This is a genomic window from Actinomadura sp. NTSP31, from assembly GCF_041951385.1.
Lineage (GTDB): Bacteria > Actinomycetota > Actinomycetes > Streptosporangiales > Streptosporangiaceae > Spirillospora > Spirillospora napierensis.
Window position 1 is genome coordinate 245,172 of record NZ_JBGNUT010000001.1, and the last position, 15,175, is coordinate 260,346.

The 15,175-nt window shown below is 69.9% G+C and carries 18 protein-coding genes, 1 tRNA gene and 1 pseudogene; 6 read left to right on the forward strand and 14 right to left on the reverse strand.

The genetic code is table 11. The features are described 5' to 3' along the window. Both ACA514_RS00965 and ACA514_RS00970 read left to right on the forward strand, forming a co-directional pair. Window positions 1–333, forward strand: coding sequence for a twin-arginine translocase TatA/TatE family subunit (locus ACA514_RS00965; protein ID WP_375039022.1), 333 nt, complete (start codon window positions 1–3; stop codon window positions 331–333). Between the two features lie 40 nt (window positions 334–373). Continuing rightward, on the forward strand, window positions 374–898 hold the full coding sequence (locus ACA514_RS00970) for a hypothetical protein (RefSeq protein ID WP_375039023.1): 525 nt from the start codon (window positions 374–376) through the stop codon (window positions 896–898). A 234-nt stretch (window positions 899–1,132) separates the two neighbouring features. Here ACA514_RS00970 and ACA514_RS00975 read toward each other — a convergent pair whose 3' ends face one another. Together ACA514_RS00975 and ACA514_RS00980 are read right to left on the reverse strand one after the other, a co-directional pair. Continuing rightward, window positions 1,133–1,753, reverse strand: coding sequence for a TetR/AcrR family transcriptional regulator (locus tag ACA514_RS00975; protein ID WP_375039024.1), 621 nt, complete (start codon window positions 1,751–1,753; stop codon window positions 1,133–1,135). A gap of 86 nt (window positions 1,754–1,839) precedes the next feature. Then, complete coding sequence (locus tag ACA514_RS00980; protein WP_375039025.1) at window positions 1,840–2,145, reverse strand: RICIN domain-containing protein; 306 nt, start codon at window positions 2,143–2,145, stop codon at window positions 1,840–1,842. On the opposite strand from ACA514_RS00980, the gene ACA514_RS00985 reads away from it, so the two are divergent. Further along, complete coding sequence (locus ACA514_RS00985) at window positions 2,084–2,347, forward strand: helix-turn-helix domain-containing protein (protein ID WP_375039026.1); 264 nt, start codon at window positions 2,084–2,086, stop codon at window positions 2,345–2,347. The genes ACA514_RS00980 and ACA514_RS00985 overlap by 62 nt on opposite strands. Before the next feature lie 169 nt (window positions 2,348–2,516). Here the strand turns inward: ACA514_RS00985 and ACA514_RS00990 are convergent, their stop codons facing one another. From ACA514_RS00990 to ACA514_RS01025, 8 genes and pseudogenes are all read right to left on the reverse strand, one after another. Continuing rightward, window positions 2,517–3,641, reverse strand: a complete 1,125-nt coding sequence (locus ACA514_RS00990; RefSeq protein ID WP_375039027.1) for a CU044_5270 family protein — start codon at window positions 3,639–3,641, stop codon at window positions 2,517–2,519. Beyond that, complete coding sequence (locus tag ACA514_RS00995) at window positions 3,634–4,203, reverse strand: RNA polymerase sigma factor (protein ID WP_375039028.1); 570 nt, start codon at window positions 4,201–4,203, stop codon at window positions 3,634–3,636. The genes ACA514_RS00990 and ACA514_RS00995 overlap by 8 nt, the downstream gene beginning before the upstream one ends. A 486-nt stretch (window positions 4,204–4,689) precedes the next feature. After that, window positions 4,690–5,052, reverse strand: coding sequence for an SDR family oxidoreductase (locus tag ACA514_RS01000; RefSeq protein WP_375039029.1), 363 nt, complete (start codon window positions 5,050–5,052; stop codon window positions 4,690–4,692). 204 nt (window positions 5,053–5,256) lie between these two features. After that, window positions 5,257–5,550, reverse strand: a complete 294-nt coding sequence (locus ACA514_RS01005) for a TSUP family transporter (RefSeq protein ID WP_375039030.1) — start codon at window positions 5,548–5,550, stop codon at window positions 5,257–5,259. Next, on the reverse strand, window positions 5,531–6,814 hold the full coding sequence (locus ACA514_RS01010; RefSeq protein ID WP_375039031.1) for a PQQ-binding-like beta-propeller repeat protein: 1,284 nt from the start codon (window positions 6,812–6,814) through the stop codon (window positions 5,531–5,533). The genes ACA514_RS01005 and ACA514_RS01010 overlap by 20 nt, the downstream gene beginning before the upstream one ends. 102 nt (window positions 6,815–6,916) lie before the next feature. Continuing rightward, a pseudogene (locus tag ACA514_RS01015) lies at window positions 6,917–8,063 on the reverse strand (IS3 family transposase). Between the two features lie 69 nt (window positions 8,064–8,132). After that, window positions 8,133–8,441: a hypothetical protein gene (locus ACA514_RS01020; protein WP_375039032.1), complete on the reverse strand. Its 309-nt coding sequence runs from the start codon at window positions 8,439–8,441 to the stop codon at window positions 8,133–8,135. A gap of 182 nt (window positions 8,442–8,623) precedes the next feature. Next, window positions 8,624–9,388 carry a DUF6597 domain-containing transcriptional factor gene (locus tag ACA514_RS01025; RefSeq protein WP_375039033.1) on the reverse strand — a complete coding sequence of 255 codons (765 nt, stop codon included), beginning with the start codon at window positions 9,386–9,388 and terminating at the stop codon, window positions 8,624–8,626. Between the two features lie 64 nt (window positions 9,389–9,452). Here ACA514_RS01025 and ACA514_RS01030 point away from each other — a divergent pair, with 64 nt between their 5' ends. Then, window positions 9,453–10,022 (forward strand): TIGR03086 family metal-binding protein, encoded by a 570-nt coding sequence (locus ACA514_RS01030; protein WP_375039034.1) that lies wholly within the window; start codon window positions 9,453–9,455, stop codon window positions 10,020–10,022. A gap of 468 nt (window positions 10,023–10,490) precedes the next feature. On the opposite strand, the gene ACA514_RS01035 is transcribed toward ACA514_RS01030, so the two are convergent. From ACA514_RS01035 to ACA514_RS01045, 3 genes are all read right to left on the reverse strand, one after another. Then, a tRNA-Val gene (locus tag ACA514_RS01035) sits at window positions 10,491–10,562 on the reverse strand. Between the two features lie 63 nt (window positions 10,563–10,625). Continuing rightward, window positions 10,626–11,651 carry an ABC transporter permease gene (locus ACA514_RS01040; RefSeq protein WP_375039035.1) on the reverse strand — a complete coding sequence of 342 codons (1,026 nt, stop codon included), beginning with the start codon at window positions 11,649–11,651 and terminating at the stop codon, window positions 10,626–10,628. 24 nt (window positions 11,652–11,675) lie between these two features. Beyond that, the gene (locus ACA514_RS01045) at window positions 11,676–12,101 is read right to left on the reverse strand and encodes a PGPGW domain-containing protein (protein WP_375039036.1); all 426 of its coding nucleotides are present in this window, start codon (window positions 12,099–12,101) and stop codon (window positions 11,676–11,678) included. Between the two features lie 278 nt (window positions 12,102–12,379). On the opposite strand from ACA514_RS01045, the gene ACA514_RS01050 reads away from it, so the two are divergent. After that, entirely contained in the window at window positions 12,380–12,793 is a 414-nt protein-coding gene (locus tag ACA514_RS01050) for an SsgA family sporulation/cell division regulator (RefSeq protein ID WP_151541842.1), read from the forward strand. Here the strand turns inward: ACA514_RS01050 and sthA are convergent, their stop codons facing one another. Next, window positions 12,794–14,206 carry a Si-specific NAD(P)(+) transhydrogenase gene (gene sthA / locus ACA514_RS01055; protein ID WP_375039037.1) on the reverse strand — a complete coding sequence of 471 codons (1,413 nt, stop codon included), beginning with the start codon at window positions 14,204–14,206 and terminating at the stop codon, window positions 12,794–12,796. 131 nt (window positions 14,207–14,337) lie between these two features. Between sthA and ppgK the strand changes: the two genes are divergently transcribed. Then, the gene (gene ppgK / locus ACA514_RS01060; protein WP_375039038.1) at window positions 14,338–15,174 is read left to right on the forward strand and encodes a polyphosphate--glucose phosphotransferase; all 837 of its coding nucleotides are present in this window, start codon (window positions 14,338–14,340) and stop codon (window positions 15,172–15,174) included. Window position 15,175: the final 1 nt, after the last annotated feature.

The following is a 15,175-nucleotide window of genomic DNA, read 5'->3' on the forward strand; positions in this document are numbered from 1 at the left end:
ATGGCCGGCCTCGGCACCAGCGAACTGCTCATCATCCTCGCCGTCGTCCTGCTGCTGTTCGGCTCGGCGAAACTCCCGCAACTGGCCCGTTCCCTCGGCCGCTCGGCTCGCATCCTCAAGACCGAGACCCACGGACTGCACGACGACGACCCCGCCGAGCCCCAGACCTCCATCCCGCCCGCCGATGCACGCGAACAAGCCGCCCGCCTGCGCGAAGAGGCCGCCCGCCTCGAACGCCAAGCCGGACCGCAGCCGCCCCTTCCGCCCGCGCGACCGCGGCGGGCAAGCGTCCAACCCACCGGACGCCGCGACACCGACCCGGCGCGCTCGTAGCGAGGCCCGCCACCGCCTGAGCTTGGAGTGTCCGATTCCCATGCGCAACAGTCCCAAGGCCGCCCAGCCGGACGCCGCCCGTCATCCCCACGACTACTACTACCGCGAAGGCATGGAGCTGTGGCCGGCACCCGAGACCGCGACCGTGTCGCCGCTGTTGCTGACCAGACCGCAGGTCGCGCAGTTCTCCGCCTGGATCCCCGTCCGGCCCGTCCCCGTGCAGACGCCGCTGACCCGGCACTTCGACGACCACCGCCGGCAAGGCGACGAAGTCATCCCGCGCAACGCCGTCGACGGCCTGCACATGGCCCACCACATGATCCTCACCGCCGGCGGCCCCACCGAATGGACCGACATCACCATCAAGGCCGCCGGCGACCACACCTTCAGCCGCAACCCGGTACTGCGCCGCCTGCAAATCCACGCCGCCGCCCCGATCATCGGCCTCGTCGCCGCTCTCACCGGCGAATCCCTCGTCCGCGCCCTGCTGCGCGCGTCCCCGCTGGCAACGGCGCGGCTCCAACCGTGGCAGAGCATCGCCGAACGCTCGTCCACCTCAACGTGACCATCCGCAGAGTCGGCGACCGGCTGCCCAACGCCCGCCGCAGAATGAACGCGCGAGCCGCCGCGGCGACACCTGGCAACGAACCGGCGTCGCGCTCGCCACCAAGATCGCCGCTCGGTCGGGAGTATCCGGCACACCGTACGACCACCACGACACCAGCGTGAGGCGAGCGTGAGGCCTTCACCGGGCGGGGAACGTGAAGCAGGCAGGGACCCGCCGCCCCGAAGCCTTCCCTCAAGCCCCGGGCTCTCCATGCCCGAGCCCGGTCCACAACATCCGCATGGCGCCCTCGACCAACACGTCCCTGGACATGTCCGGGTTGCGTTCCCACCACTGCGCCACCCCGTCCAAACCCGAGATGATGAGCTCGACCATCGCCTCGGCGATCGGCTCACCGGGTTCCACACCCACCGTGCGGATGTCCTCGGCCAGCAGCGCCGTCACCGCATGCGTCCGCGACTCACGAATGCCCTGGCGGACGATCTGGATCTCCGGATCGTCCTCACCGGTGCGGTCGAACAGCAGGCGCCGGGCGTCCGGGCGGCTCTGCGCAAAGCTGAAATAGGCCTCGATCGTGGAGCGCATCCGCGTCTCGGCGGTACCCGAGGCCCGGATGCGGGCGCCCACGAACTCGATCAGCGAGGCGTTCTCCTCCTGCATCACCGTCAGCAGCAGCACCCGCTTGGACGGGAAGTGGTCGTACAGCACCGTCCGCGCCACCCCGGCGGCCGCCGCGATCTCCCCCAGGGACGTGCCGTGATACCCCTTCCCGGCGAAGATCTTCACCGCCGCCGCAGTGATCAAGGCCTTACGCGCCGGCGCACGCAACCGCGGCTTCGGACCCGCCTCGCCCATCGTCGCAGCTCCTTCAACGCAGGGGTGACGACCATTATGGCCCGGCCGGCCGGACCGCTCGTCCAGCCAGATCGGGAGGCACTCACCTACGTCACCTTGGCAATCCGCGACCATCTCCAGGGGCACGACCGGCCGCCCAACCGAGACGGGCTGATCCAGTAGGTGTTGCCGTCGGTCCGCATGTCCCAGCGCTCGTTTGAGGCATTGCCGGATGTCTTGCATTTGTAGAGCTGGACTTGTTTCCCGTCGGTGTCGGTGTAGGCGGGCATGTCCAGGCAGAGGCCCGTCGCGTACTTCGGCCGAATCTTCCAGGAGCCGCGGTCGCCGTCGATGCCGTCTGGTCTGGTGAGGCGGGCGAGAATCGTGCTGCTGGCCGCCGAGGGAGTACCCAACGCCGAGATCGCCCGCCGTCTGGAGGTGTCCCGGCAGACGGTGGTGACCTGGCGGAATCGGTTCCGGTCGGCTGGGCCGGCCGACCTGGACGGCCGGCCGGCCGCGGTCAGGGCGACCGCCGGTGGTCGACGAGGCCGAGGTAGTGGTCCGCACGCTGGAGGTCCGCCGGAGCGCCTGGGGGTCACGCACTGGTCGTCTTGAGGGCTAGCGACCAAACTCGCTGACCAGGGTCGGAGCAGCGTCTGCCCCATCTGGGTTCCACGCCAAGAAGATCATCTTCTACTTCGGCCTTCGGCCTGGTCCATGGCGAACGTGATGGTTCGAGTGGGCACGGGACGTCCTCTCCGGCGCCGGATGGCGGGGACACGCCTCAGGGGCGGTGGGCGGGCAGGGTGGGGGCGGTGTCGGTCCAGCCCTGCTGGCGGACGAGGGTGTAACTGTCGAGCTTGCCCGCGAGGCGGCTCTCCACGGCGAGGGGGCGTCCCGTCCGCGGGTCGATGATCAGTCTGTTGTCCATGGCTCCGGTGGCGGTCCGGAAGGCGACGCCGTGGCGGCCGAGGCGGTCGGTGACGGTTCCGTGGCTGCGGTCGATCGGCAGGCCGGCCAGCACCCGGTACAGGGCGGCCTGGACGGCGGGCGGCGCGGGGGCGGCGACCAGCAGGTCGGTGATCTGCTGGAACGTGACGTCCGGCGAGGGCGTCGGGCCCGCGTTCGGTCTCGTTGTCGAGGCGATGGAGGTCAGCCACCGCTTGTCCAGCGCGGCCTTGAGCGCCGCGGGATCGATGGGCAGCGCGGCGATCTGACCGAGGGTGATGGGTACGCCCGCCACGCTCGGATAGCTCGGCTCGTCTCGCGAGGTCGTGCGCATGCTGCGTTTCAGGGCGAGCGCCGCGGGTGGGGCCGTCCGCAGGCCGACGCTCATGCCGTGGATCTCGCACCGGCGGGAACGTGCCGCGCCGGCCTGCCGCCAGGCGCGTTCGTCGGCGCCGCTCAGCTTCCGGTCGGTGACCGCATCGACGACGAGCCAGCTGGTGTCGCGTCCAGATCGGGCTGCCCAGAGCCGGGCGTCGCACGTCGAGGAGTAGCGGTACAGGGGTTTCGCGGTGGCGGACGGCGGCCCCGCGGCGGTGTCGCCCAGGTAGCTCGCAGTGGTGTAGGTGCTGAGGTCGGCAGTCCAGTACCGTCCGGTCGCCGTGTCGCCTTCCAGGAGCGTCGTGGCGGCGGCGAGGAGGGTTCGGCGCGCCGACGACGGACCCGTGTCCTGGCCGGTCGGGCGTGCCACGACGACCAGCCCGGCGACCAGGGCCGCCGCCGCGACGATGGCTCCGCCGTACTGGAGGCGCCGTCCGAGCGGGCGGGCGTGCATCCGGCCCGGTTCCGGTTCCGCCATCGCGCGTGCGCGGAGGCGTTCGAGCCGTCCAGGATCGGCGGGCGGTTCGAGCCGGTCCGGCCGGACGGCCGACATCGTCGCGAGCAGATCGGTCTTCCTACTCATCGGTGTCCCCTTCACTTCTCGGATCCGGGTCGCGGACCACGTCGTTGATGCGGCAGTCGAGGTGACGGCGCGCCCGATGGACGCGCATGGCGAGCGCGGGCCGGGAACAGCCCAGGACGTCGGCGGCCTCGCGCGACGACAGCCCGTGCCAGCCGAGCAGCATCAGGACCTCGCGGTCCGGCTCGGGCAACGCGGCCAGCGCCCGCAGCAGGACGTCCCGGTCGACGGCCAACTCGGCGACATCCCCGGCGACAGGCGGTGAGGTCGCCGCCCAGGCCCGCAGTTCCGCGGCGATCAGGTCCTGCCGCACCGCCTGCCGGCATTGCTCCCGGATCACGTTGCGCGCGACGCCGATCAGCCAGGCCAGCGGGACGTCCGGCACCACGTCGCGTCGCCGCCATGCGATGACGAACGTCTCGCTGGCCACCTCCTCGGCGAGCGTGCCGCCGACCCGCGTCACCGCATAGGCGTACACGCGGGCGAAGTACCGGCCGAACAGCTCGTCGAACCACTCGGTCGACCCCTGGCCTGCGTACTCGGCGCAAGGCCCTCGCCCGCTCATGCCACGTTCATCCAATCCCGTCACACTGAGAAGTGAGCAGAACAAGCCCGGTATCACTAGAAACAGGAAAACGATCCTCCGCTCGCCCGGGAACGGTGCCGGGGACCACGGATGCACGGCTGCGTGCGGACGGTCACCGGCTGAGTCCCCGGCGCCAGCGGCACCGGTACACCACCACGGACAAGACCCACGGGCCGAGGCGCTCCTTTGCGTGCTCCCCCCTCGGTCTCCGTGGTCACAGAAGACTGGCCGCCGTAACACGAAGGCCCCGGAGCTTGCCGCTCCGGGGATTGTTCCGTCACTGCGGGGCGACGACTTTCGTCGGTACCCCTCTTGGCCGTTGGAGATGAGCGAGTCGAGTGGCGGCGGTTCACTCGGGGCTTCGACCGTTGGTTCAACGGTAGTGGCGATTCTGGAAATGGTCGCAGGTAGCCCTGGCGCCCCGGGTTCTCCGGGGCACCATGATTCCTCGGGGTGATGCGGCGGTCAGACGGCTCCGCCGTTGACGCGGATGTTCTGGCCGGTCACCCAGCCGGCCTCGGGTGAGGCGAGGAAGGCGACGACGCTCACGATCTCGTCCGGACGGCCGATACGCCCGAAGGCGGTCATCCGCTCCAGGCTCGCGATGAATTCGGGCGGACGGCTGCGGACCGAGCCCGCCAGCGCGGTGAGGACGGCCGCGAGCAGGTAGACCGACCGCCATCCCAGCGCTTCGCCGACGACGCCGCCCACGACCCGCGACCCGATGATGCCGGTCATCAGGCCGATCTGGACGCCTGCGACGACGCCGGCCCGCCGTTCGGGCGGCGCCAGTTCGGCGGCCAGCGGGATCAGGACCTGGGGCACCACCGTCGCGCCGCAGGCCAGGGCCGTCGCCGCAGGCGCATGCTCCTTGGGCCCGACCAGTCGCTGGACGCGCTCCGCCCGCCATAGCCGACGCCGTCCGCGCCCTTGCCGCTCGTGACCAGCCGTAAAGGCAGAGCCCGAGCCTTGCTGTCCGGCGATCCGCGCCGGCGGGTTACACAGCGGGTACTCCCACCGCAAGCCCTGCAGTCAGGCGACCGTCTGGAGGAGATAGAGCACGGCCAGTGCGGTCGCCAGCAGGCCCAGTGCGAGTCGTAAAGCGGTTTCAGGGAGTCGTGGTTGCAGGTGCGCGCCCGCGTACCCACCGAGTAGGCCACCGAGCCCGCAGGTCAGGCCGAGGGGCCAGTCCGGGGCGATGTCGCCGTGAGCGGTGAGGGACAGCGCGGCGTAGGCCGCCGCGCCGGTCAGCGAAGTCAGGAAGGTCGAGGCCGGCGCGGCAGGGGCGATCTGGGTGACAGAGGAGTCATCGAAGTGCCACCACACCCGTGTTGGTGCGAGCGTAGATGATTCCGTCGCCTGGCAGGACGGCCTGGGCGTCCTCGTCGAACCAGCTCTCACCTTGCTGGGACATCAGGACGTCGTCGTAGGCGTTGCCGATTCGATGACCTGTCTCGACCGCCCAGCGGACTTGGCCGGTGCCAGCGCCGAACGCGCGGACCACACCGGAGGTGTCGGCGACGTAGATCGCACCGCCCGCCACGACAGGCGAGCCCACCACCTGCAAGTCACCCGGTGACCCTGCCGGAACGAGCGGCGCCGACCACCGAAGTCGACCGGAAGTGCTGTCGATAGCCTGAAGATGCTCGTCGTTGCCGAAGGGACTCCGCATCGGCCTATCGACAACGAAGATCATTCCATCGGCCACGGTCACGGCCCGGCCGTGCATCCGGGCCGTCGGCCGGTGCCTGCGACGAGGTTCGCCGGTCGCCGAGTCCATGCCCACGACGTCCTCATCGACCTGCGTCCAGACCAGGCCTTCTGCCACCACCGGATGCCCGAGGGCGAAGAATGTCTCGTCAGCCCCGTCATGCTCGAACAGCACAGTTCCCGTCGCAGGGTCGAATCCGACGATGCCGGACCGTGGAACGCCGTGCCAGCCGCCGAGCGCCGCGTAAGCAGTACCGTCGGGGCCGAACGCCGGACAGGCCCGCAGCCAGCCATCGGACTGCACGCCGCCCTCACCCCGCACGCCCCGCCAGGCCTCCGTCAGGTCGGGCAGCCACAACGCCCTGGCTCCGGCCTCGACCTCGTGAATCAGGAGCAGGTCCCCGACGACGGTGGGCGTCCCGCCCCGCTCAATAGTGTGCACGACCTCCCCAGAACGCAGGTCGTGCACGTAGATCCGGCGCGACGTCCGCCATTCCTCCACGAACACCCACGGTCCCCAGACTGCGGGCGCGGCGATGACACCGGGGACGTCATCGTCGACATCGACGAGCCAGTCGTCGTGGATCTCCAGTCCCTCATCGAGACAATTCCGGTAGACGTGGCGCCAGCGTTCGTCACCGGTGTTCGCGTCGAAGGCGTGCACCGCTCCGTCCGCGTCCAGGTTTCCCGCGGTGGCGACGATGAGCGCGTCACCGGCGAGTGCAGGCGACGCGACCACCGGAGATCCTGTCGGGGCCGTCCAAGCGACTTGAGCCTGATCGGGGAGCCCCGACACTCGATAGGCGCCCGATCGCCCATCGTTGCCGTACGGAGCGCCCGCCACGGTCCCTTCAACGGATGTCACAGCCAACCTCCGCACGCCGCCCTCACCGGGCGTGCGATCACGCTAACGGCTGACGGCCGATCTGTGAGCCCAAGTACTGATGTGTCCCGAGATCCGTGGTGTCGGGATACCGGAATCTCATGCGAGCAGTTGGGCTGAGTGAAGTCTTTCGTACTCGACTGGGCTGAGCATCCCCAGGGCGCTGTGGCGGCGTCGGCGGTTGTGGAAGATCTCCAGGTACTCGAAGATCGCGTTGGCGAGCTCGATCCGGGTGCGCCAGCGCTGCCGGTTGAGGAGCTCGACCTGCATCCGGCCCCAGAACGACTCGATCACCGCGTTATCGAAGCAGTCTCCGATCGAACCCATCGAGGCGACCAGGCCGGAGTCCTTGGCGCGCTCGGTGAAGGCCCAGGAGGTGAACTGAACCCCGTGATCGGAGTGGATCATGGTGCCGGGTGCGGGTCGGCGGTTCTGGATGGCCATGCCGAGCGCGTTGGTGACCAGCGTCGGGGTCTGCGCGGAGTCGATCGACCAGCCGACCACCTTGCGGGAGAAGGCGTCCAGCACCACGCAGCAGTACACCTTGCCCTCCCGGGTGGGATGCTCGGTGATATCGGTAACCCACAGCTCATCCGGCTCGCTGCGAGCGAACTGGCGATCCACCAGGTCGGCCGCGGTCGGCGTCTGGTGGATCAGGCGTCGCCGCCGGCTGCCGGGAAGACCACGCAGGCCGGCGCGGCGCATCAACATCTCCACTGCTCCGTGCCCGACGGCGATGCCCAGGCCGAGGGTGAGCTCGGCGTGCACGCGCTTGCCGCCGTAGGTGCCGCGGGAGTCGGCGTGCACGCGGCGGATCTGCTCGGTGAGCCAGGCGTGCCGGATCGCCCGCGGTGACGGCGGGCGCTTGCGCCACATGTGAAACCCCGACTCCGACACGCCCAGCACCCGGCAGCACACCTTGATCGGCAGCCCCTCGCCGGCCATCACCGCGATCGCTTCGAACCGTCTTTTGGGGGCACCGCCTGCTTCACCAACTCGATCGCCCGCCGCGTCACTGCCAGCTCGTCCTCCAACTGCGCGATCCGGCGCCGGGCCGCCACCAGCTCGGCCTGGTCGGCCGAGGTCAGCCCCGGCTCCAGACCGGCATCGATGCGGTCCTGACGGAGCCATACGTAGATGGTCTGGCTCGGCATCTGCAGGTCCGCGGCCACCTGCCGGACCGGCCGTCCGGCCCTGACCAGGTCCAGCGCCCTGCGACGGAACTCGGGGGATAGCTCCTGGGCATCCTGCGTCTCTCCTCATGATCAAAGACATGAGGATTCCAGTAAGCCGACCCCACCGAGAACGGGGCACATCAGTCGGTCGGTGGACGGCCCGCCCGCTTGGGTTTGGAGCGGGCAGCGTGCCGACCGGCAATCAGGACACGGTGCCAGGGCAGCACCGTGTCCGGCCGCACCGCCAACCGCATCCGCCGCAGCACCCCGGAAGGCAACCGGTTCAGCAGCGCCGCCACAAACGCCCGGTCCGCCGTAGTGAATCGCACCCGCTTTCCCGCAAGCTGGCGCTCCAGCACGGCGATCTGGTGCCGCAACGCCAGGATCTCAGTGTCCTTGTCCCGATCGGTCATTGGAAGCAGACGCAGCACCGCGAACGCGTTGGTCACGGTCAAGTAGGCAAGTCGCAACAGCACAGCCGCCCATCATCCCCCGGCAACCACCTCGCCGCGGCCTGTCCTTGCGCCTGATCAAACCCCGCGTCGGAGCCCACCCCCTCCACCTCTCACCTGCATGGACGTATTTTTCGACAGGCACAGCGTCACCGACCAGCAACTACCGAACCGATAGATCAAGATCTATCGGACACGCCCTCGTACCGCTGCGCGTACCGGGTCGGTTGCTCGCCGAACATGCTCTTGAAGTCGCGGATGAAGTGGCCCTGGTCGACGTAGCCGAGGTCGGCCGCCAGCGCGGCCCAGTCGATCGCCCCGCCCGCGGCCATGCGTGCGGTCACCTCGTGCAGGCGGTAGCGGCGGATCACCCACTTGGGCCCGATGCCGACGTACTCCGCGAACAGCCGTTGCAGCCCCCGCATGCTCAGCCCCAGCTCGCCGGCGAGGCGTTCGACCCTGGTCACGGCCTTGTCCTTGGCGATCAGCTCGACCGCGGCCACCGCCTGGCGCACCCGGGGGTCGTCGTCCGGCAGGTGTTCCAGCAGGAAAGCCTCCACGGTCGGCACGTCGAGCGTCGTCGGCAGGTCCGGGCCGAACACCTCGGTTGCCGGGACGACACGGTCGGTGATCGTCGAGACGGAGGCACCGAGGAACAGGCGGAAGCAGCCCGGCCGGAACGCGACGCCGAAGACATGGCCACGGCCCTCGAGAACCTTGATCTGGTAACCGCTGCACACGCCGTTGACGTCCGCGCGGCCGCCGCCGAACGACAGGTGCACGTTCGGGTACGGCACGATCTTCTGCCGGTAGGGCTCGGCGTAGTCCCAGCGAGCCTCCCAGTACCGCTCCACCCATGGCGCGAGCGCCAGCGACGGGTCGTGGAACGTGTGGCACTGATACCTGGTCCACGCACCGCGCAGCTCACGGACGTCCCGCTCCACACGGCAGAGTGTATGTCGCCTTTGTCCAATACCCCTCCGGCCCGGGCCACCTAGCGTCGCTGCCATGTCACATCTGTCCAATGCTGCCGAGGCCATGGCCGCAGTCGCCCGCACCATCACCGACGACCAGCTCGCCAACAAGACTCCGTGCACGGAGTACGACGTGCGGGCACTGGTCAACCACCTGCTGTTCTGGGGCCCGTCGCTCGCCGGCGGCGGCCGCAAGGAGTCCGTTCCGCAGCCGGCGGCCGCCGAGTCCGATGTGGACCTGGCGGCCGGCGACTGGCGCGGCCGCCTGCTCGCCCTGCTGGACGACATCACCTCGTCGTGGGCGCCGCCGAGCGCCTGGGAGGGCGAGACGGACATGGGCACGCCGCAGACGCTGCCCGCGCCCCTCTTGGGCGACATGATCACCGGCGAGCTGGCCATGCACGGCTGGGACCTGGCGGTCGCGACCGGGCAGCGGCTGGAACTGCCCGCCGACCTGCTGGAGCATCTGCACGACTCGGTGTTCGCCGGCGTGGAGCAAGGGCGGGAGATGGGCATGTACGGACCGCAGATCGCGGTACCGGCCGACGCACCCACCTTGGACCGCATCCTCGGCCTGACCGGCCGCGATCCCGCCTGGGCGTAGCCCCCGACTGGCGATGTCGGTCGCACCTGAGGCGAACTGTCGAAGCGTGGCGCGGCGGCACCGCGTCGATGCCGCCGCTATTTCTCCTCGTCCGTCGGCCAACGCAATGTCAACGACGCCGCGCATGCCGAGAAGCTCCGTCCACGCAGGTCAGGTGGGGCCACTGGAGATGAAGCTATAAGGTCGTCGACGGTCCGTGTCGGCTCGTTGTCGGCTCGGCGGTTCCGAAACGGATCGGCATGCGGCGGCATACTTCGGCACGAGGATCGGGCTCGATGCGGACAGATCAGCACAGGCCGACGCGGAGAGAGCCGCCCTGATACGACAGTTTCGGACTTTTAGAGCGTGTCTCACGTGGGTTGCGAGGTCTGGGAGCGGTGGCTCCCCGTTTGGCTCCCGGACGGGCCCGAAGATCGAAAAAGGCCCCGGAGTGATCTCCGAGACCTTGTCTGACCTGCTAAAACGGGGTGGGCGATACTGGGTTCGAACCAGTGACCTCTTCGGTGTGAACGAAGCGCTCTCCCACTGAGCTAATCGCCCCGGCGGAACGTCCTGCGGGCGTTCCGACGTCGGAAACTCTAGCGCATGTTGCGGGGTGCTCGCTCATCGAGCGTGGGCGCGGGCGGTCTCGCGGCCGCCGGGGTGGCGGTGGCGCCAGATGAGGAAGACGGCCGTGGCCAGCAGGGACCAGGCGGCCAGGGTGATGAACGGCAGGGCGTGCTGGTGGGCGTGGAAGTAGATGGCGGTGTGCTGGGCGTTGACGGACGCGCCGGGCGGGAGCCAGCGGCCGATCAGGCCGAGGGGGGACGGCAGGAGGGGCCAGGAGACGGCGCCGCCGGAGGACGGGTTGCCGATCAGGACCATCAGGCCCCAGGTGGGGATCATGGCCCAGCGGCCGACGAGGGTGTTGAACATCGTGAAGACCATGCCGCTGGTGAACATGGTGAGGGTGCAGATGCCCCAGGATTCGCGGAAGGGCAGGTCGAGGACGCCGAGGAGCCAGTCGACGACGGCGCAGATGGACAGGCCGCCGAGGGCGGCGTAGGCGGCGATGAAGGAGATGCGCTCGCCGGCGTTGAGGGCGCGGGCGTGCACGCTGAGCTGGATGGCGCCGACGAAGCCGATGATCACCGAGGCCAGCGAGATGTAGAAGATCGCCAGGCCCTGCGGGTCGGTGGGCTGGAGCGGTTTGATGTCGCGGACGGCGAGGGGGACGCCGGCCTTCTGGCCGGCGATGGGGGCGGCCTGGGCGAGCAGGCGGGAGACGGAGGCGCCGGCGGCGGCCGCGACGTCCAGCTGGGCGCGGTTCCCCTGGAGGGCGAGGATGGCGAACTCGCGCTGCTGTTCGACGGCGTCGCGGGCGGCCTTGTAGGTGCGGTAGCGGCGGACGGACAGGGAGGTGTCGAGGCCGGCGTCGAGGGCGCGGACGAGGTGGGCGGACCTGCCCTGGCCGGTGACCGCCACGGGGACGTGGCGGGGTGCGGGGTTCGCCATGGCGTAGCAGTAGGAGCCGGCGAACAGGCCCGCGGCGGCGGCCAGGATCAGCAGCAGGACGACGGCGGGGAGGAACGGGGACTCCCGGAAGGCCGTCCAGTGCTCGCGGGCCGTGCGGTGGCGGGCGTGGTCCATGGGATCACGCTAGGTGATCGGCGATCAGTTCCAGAAGGTGAGGTCCTCGACGTTCCACGGCAGGGCGAAGCCGTAGGCGACGAGGTAGCCGACGACGACGGCGCCGGCGAGCACGCCTCCGGTGGCGCCCAGGATCGTGTTGCGGCGGCGCTTGCGGGGGTCGAGGGCCTTCTCCTTGGCGCGTTCGGCGGCGGACTTGGCGCGGTGCAGGGCCGTCTGGGCCCAGGCGAACTCGGTGGCGAGGATGGCCAGGCCGAGGACGATCCCGACGATGCCGGGGCCCGGGGTGACCATCATGACGAGGCCGCCGGCGAGGACGGTGGCGCCGACGGCGAAGACGCCCACGCGCCAGGCGGTGTTCAGGACGGGGTTGCGCCGGAGGGACTCGCGGAAGCGCTTCAGCGGGCCGAGTTCGCCCGGTGGAGCAGCCTTTTGTTCATTAATGGTCACGTTTTTACCCTAGGCCAGAGGATCGCCGCCGCACACCCCTGAGCCTACCCGGCCGGGGCCGCCGCCCCCGGGAAGCCGATCTTTGATGAAGATCCGCTTTTGCGCAGGTCAGAAGCTGGTTTTGCGCGCGTGACATGGATCACAATGACCGGGGGCCGTGGAATGTCGGACCGCGCCCCGGCAGTTAGGCGTCATAGATCGGGGGGACATCCGGGAGAGGGAGAAGCACTCACCGGACACCCCGCGAGCCAGCGGGACCGACGTTAGAGGGAATGGCCATGAACAGCAGTACCACCGTCTCAGCAGAGCTGGGCCTTCGTCTCGTCGTCCCCGACCGCACGAGCGTTCCCCTGCTCGCCGGGCTGGAGTACGCGGCCGACGACCCGTACGCGATCCGGATGGCGTTCTATGTGGGCGACGACGAGCCGGTTGAGTGGATCTTCGCACGGGAGCTGCTCACCGTGGGGATCGTGCGCAAGGTCGGGGACGGGGACGTCGAGGTCTGGCCGGCCCGGGACGACGGCACGTTGAACATCGCGTTGTCGTCGCCGTTCGGCAACGCCCTGTTCGAGGTGCCGCTCCCGCCCCTGGCCGACTTCCTGCACCGCACCTACCAGGCCGTCCCGGCCGGGGAGGAGAGCGAGTTCATCGACATCGACGACGAGCTGGAGAACCTGCTCTGGCCGTCGTGATCACTGCGACAGCCGGGCCATGTGGCGCATCTTGTTCATCGCGTCCAGGGCGGCGACCTTGTAGGACTCGGCAAGCGTGGGGTAGTTGAAGACCGCGTTCACCAGGTAGTCGACGGTGCCGCCCAGGCCCATGACGGTCTGCCCGATGTGGACCAGCTCGGTGGCCCCGGTGCCGAACACGTGCACGCCGAGGAGCTTGCGGTCGTCCGGGGAGACCAGCAGCTTGAGCATTCCGTAGGAATCACCGATGATCTGGCCGCGGGCCAGCTCCCGGTAGCGCGAGACCCCCACCTCGAAGGGCACCTTGGCCTCGGTCAGCGCGTCCTCGGTGCGGCCGACGAAGCTGATCTCCGGGATCGTGTAGATCCCGATCGGCTGCACCTCGATGATGCCGGACACCGGCTCGTCGCAGGCGTGGTGCGCGGCCAGCCGGCCCTGCTCCATCGACGTGGCCGCCAGGGACGGGAAGCCGATCACGTCGCCGACCGCGTAGATGTGCGGGACCTCGGTGCGGTAGTGCTCGTCCACCTTGATCCGGCCGCGGCGGTCGGCGGTGAGGCCGGCCGCCTCCAGCCCGAGGTCGTCGGTCATGCCCTGCCGTCCGGCGGAGTACATCACGGTGTCGGCGGGGATGCGCTTGCCGCTCTCCAGGACGGTGATCGCGCCGCGCGCCATCCGCTCGACGGACGCGACGGTCTCGCCGAACCGGAAGGTGACCGCGAGGTCGCGCAGGTGGTACTTCAGGGCCTCGATGATCTCCAGGTCGCAGAACTCGAGCATCCGCTCGCGCCGCTCGACCACGGTGACCTTGGTGCCGAGCGCGGCGAACATCGAGGCGTACTCGATCCCGATCACCCCGGCGCCGACCACGACCATCGTCTCGGGGACGTGGTCCATGTGGATGATGCCGTCCGAGTCGATGATCGTCCGGTCGTCGAAGGCGACGGTCTCCGGGCGCGCCGGCCGGGTCCCGGTCGCGATCACGATCTTGTCGGCGGTGACCTTCCGCTCCCGCCCGTCCGGCTCCCGGCCGCCGGAGATCGCGACCGCGTTCGGCTCGACGAACCGGCCGAGGCCCGGCAGCACCGTGACGTGGTTGCGAGCCAGCTGGCTGCGGATCACGTCGGTCTCGCGGCCGATGACGTGCTGGGTCCGCATGCCGAGGTCGGCGACCGTGATGTCGTCCTTGACCCGGTAGCTCTGGCCGTACAGCTCGCGCTGGTTCAGGCCGGTGAGGTACAGGACGGCCTCGCGGAGCGTCTTGGAGGGGATCGTCCCGGTGTTGATGCAGACGCCGCCGATCATCTCGCGGCGATCGACGACGGCCGCCTTCCGGCCGAGCTTGGCGGCGGCGATGGCCGCGCGCTGCCCGCCGGGTCCCGATCCGAGGACGAGGAGATCGAAGTCATTCACCTCCCCAGTCTGACCGGGGCGTGCGGCCGGCATAAGGGTTTCCGGTGCACGAATCATGATCTTCACGGCCTACCCTGGCCGTCGAGCGGGCACAGGTGGGTCAGGAGAAGGGGCGGGGGTAGGTCATGGGCATGCGGATGCTGGGGATCGACATCGGCGGGTCCGGGATCAAGGGGGCGCCGGTCGAGGTGTCCACGGGCGAGTTCGCGCGCGAGCGGTACCGGGTCGCGACGCCGCAGCCGTCCAGGCCGGACGCGGTGGTGAAGGTGCTCGCCGAGGTGGTGGAGCACTTCGGCTGGGAGGGGCCGGTCGGCGTCACCTATCCGGGCGTGGTGATCGACGGGGTGACGCTGTCGGCCGCCAACGTCTCCAAGCACTGGCTCGGGCTGGACGCGGCGTCGCTGATCGCGGACGCCACGGGCCGGGAGATCACGCTGCTGAACGACGCGGACGCGGCCGGGGTGGCGGAGATGCGGCTCGGCGCGGGGCGCGGCCGTCCGGGCACGGTGGTGGTGCTGACGCTGGGGACCGGCATCGGCAGCGCCCTGTTCACCGACGGGGTGCTGGTGCCGAACACCGAGTTCGGGCACATCCAGGTCAACGGCAAGGACGCCGAGATCCGGGCGTCGGCGAAGGCCCGCGAGGAGCACGGTCTGAGCTGGGAGAAGTGGGCGGAGCGGCTGAGCGAGTACCTGGCGCACCTGGAGGCGCTGATCTCCCCGTCGCTGATCATCCTGGGCGGCGGGGTGAGCAAGAAGGCCGACCGGTTCGTCCCGCTGATCGAGGGCGTGCGGGCGCCGATCGTGCCGGCGCGGCTGGTGAACAACGCGGGGATCGTGGGCGCGGCGATGGCGGCGGCCGCGGCGCATCCGGCGGAGGTGGCCGAGCCGGCGCCGCACGAGGTCCGCGGGGCGGGCACGACGGGCGGGCGGCAGCGCGAGGGCGGGACGGCGGAGGCCGCCCGCTGAC

Excerpts from the sequence above, each read along its gene's own strand:
- ACA514_RS00965 (WP_375039022.1), top strand. The coding sequence starts at position 1 with ATGGCCGGCCTCGGCACCAGCGAACTGCTCATCATCCTCGCCGTCGTC.
- ACA514_RS00970 (WP_375039023.1), top strand. The coding sequence starts at position 374 with ATGCGCAACAGTCCCAAGGCCGCCCAGCCGGACGCCGCCCGTCATCCC.
- ACA514_RS00975 (WP_375039024.1), bottom strand. The coding sequence starts at position 1,753 with ATGGGCGAGGCGGGTCCGAAGCCGCGGTTGCGTGCGCCGGCGCGTAAG.
- ACA514_RS00985 (WP_375039026.1), top strand. The coding sequence starts at position 2,084 with ATGCCGTCTGGTCTGGTGAGGCGGGCGAGAATCGTGCTGCTGGCCGCC.
- ACA514_RS00990 (WP_375039027.1), bottom strand. The coding sequence starts at position 3,641 with ATGAGTAGGAAGACCGATCTGCTCGCGACGATGTCGGCCGTCCGGCCG.
- ACA514_RS00995 (WP_375039028.1), bottom strand. The coding sequence starts at position 4,203 with ATGAGCGGGCGAGGGCCTTGCGCCGAGTACGCAGGCCAGGGGTCGACC.
- ACA514_RS01030 (WP_375039034.1), top strand. The coding sequence starts at position 9,453 with ATGTCACATCTGTCCAATGCTGCCGAGGCCATGGCCGCAGTCGCCCGC.
- ACA514_RS01040 (WP_375039035.1), bottom strand. The coding sequence starts at position 11,651 with ATGGACCACGCCCGCCACCGCACGGCCCGCGAGCACTGGACGGCCTTC.
- ACA514_RS01050 (WP_151541842.1), top strand. The coding sequence starts at position 12,380 with ATGAACAGCAGTACCACCGTCTCAGCAGAGCTGGGCCTTCGTCTCGTC.
- ppgK (WP_375039038.1), top strand. The coding sequence starts at position 14,338 with ATGCGGATGCTGGGGATCGACATCGGCGGGTCCGGGATCAAGGGGGCG.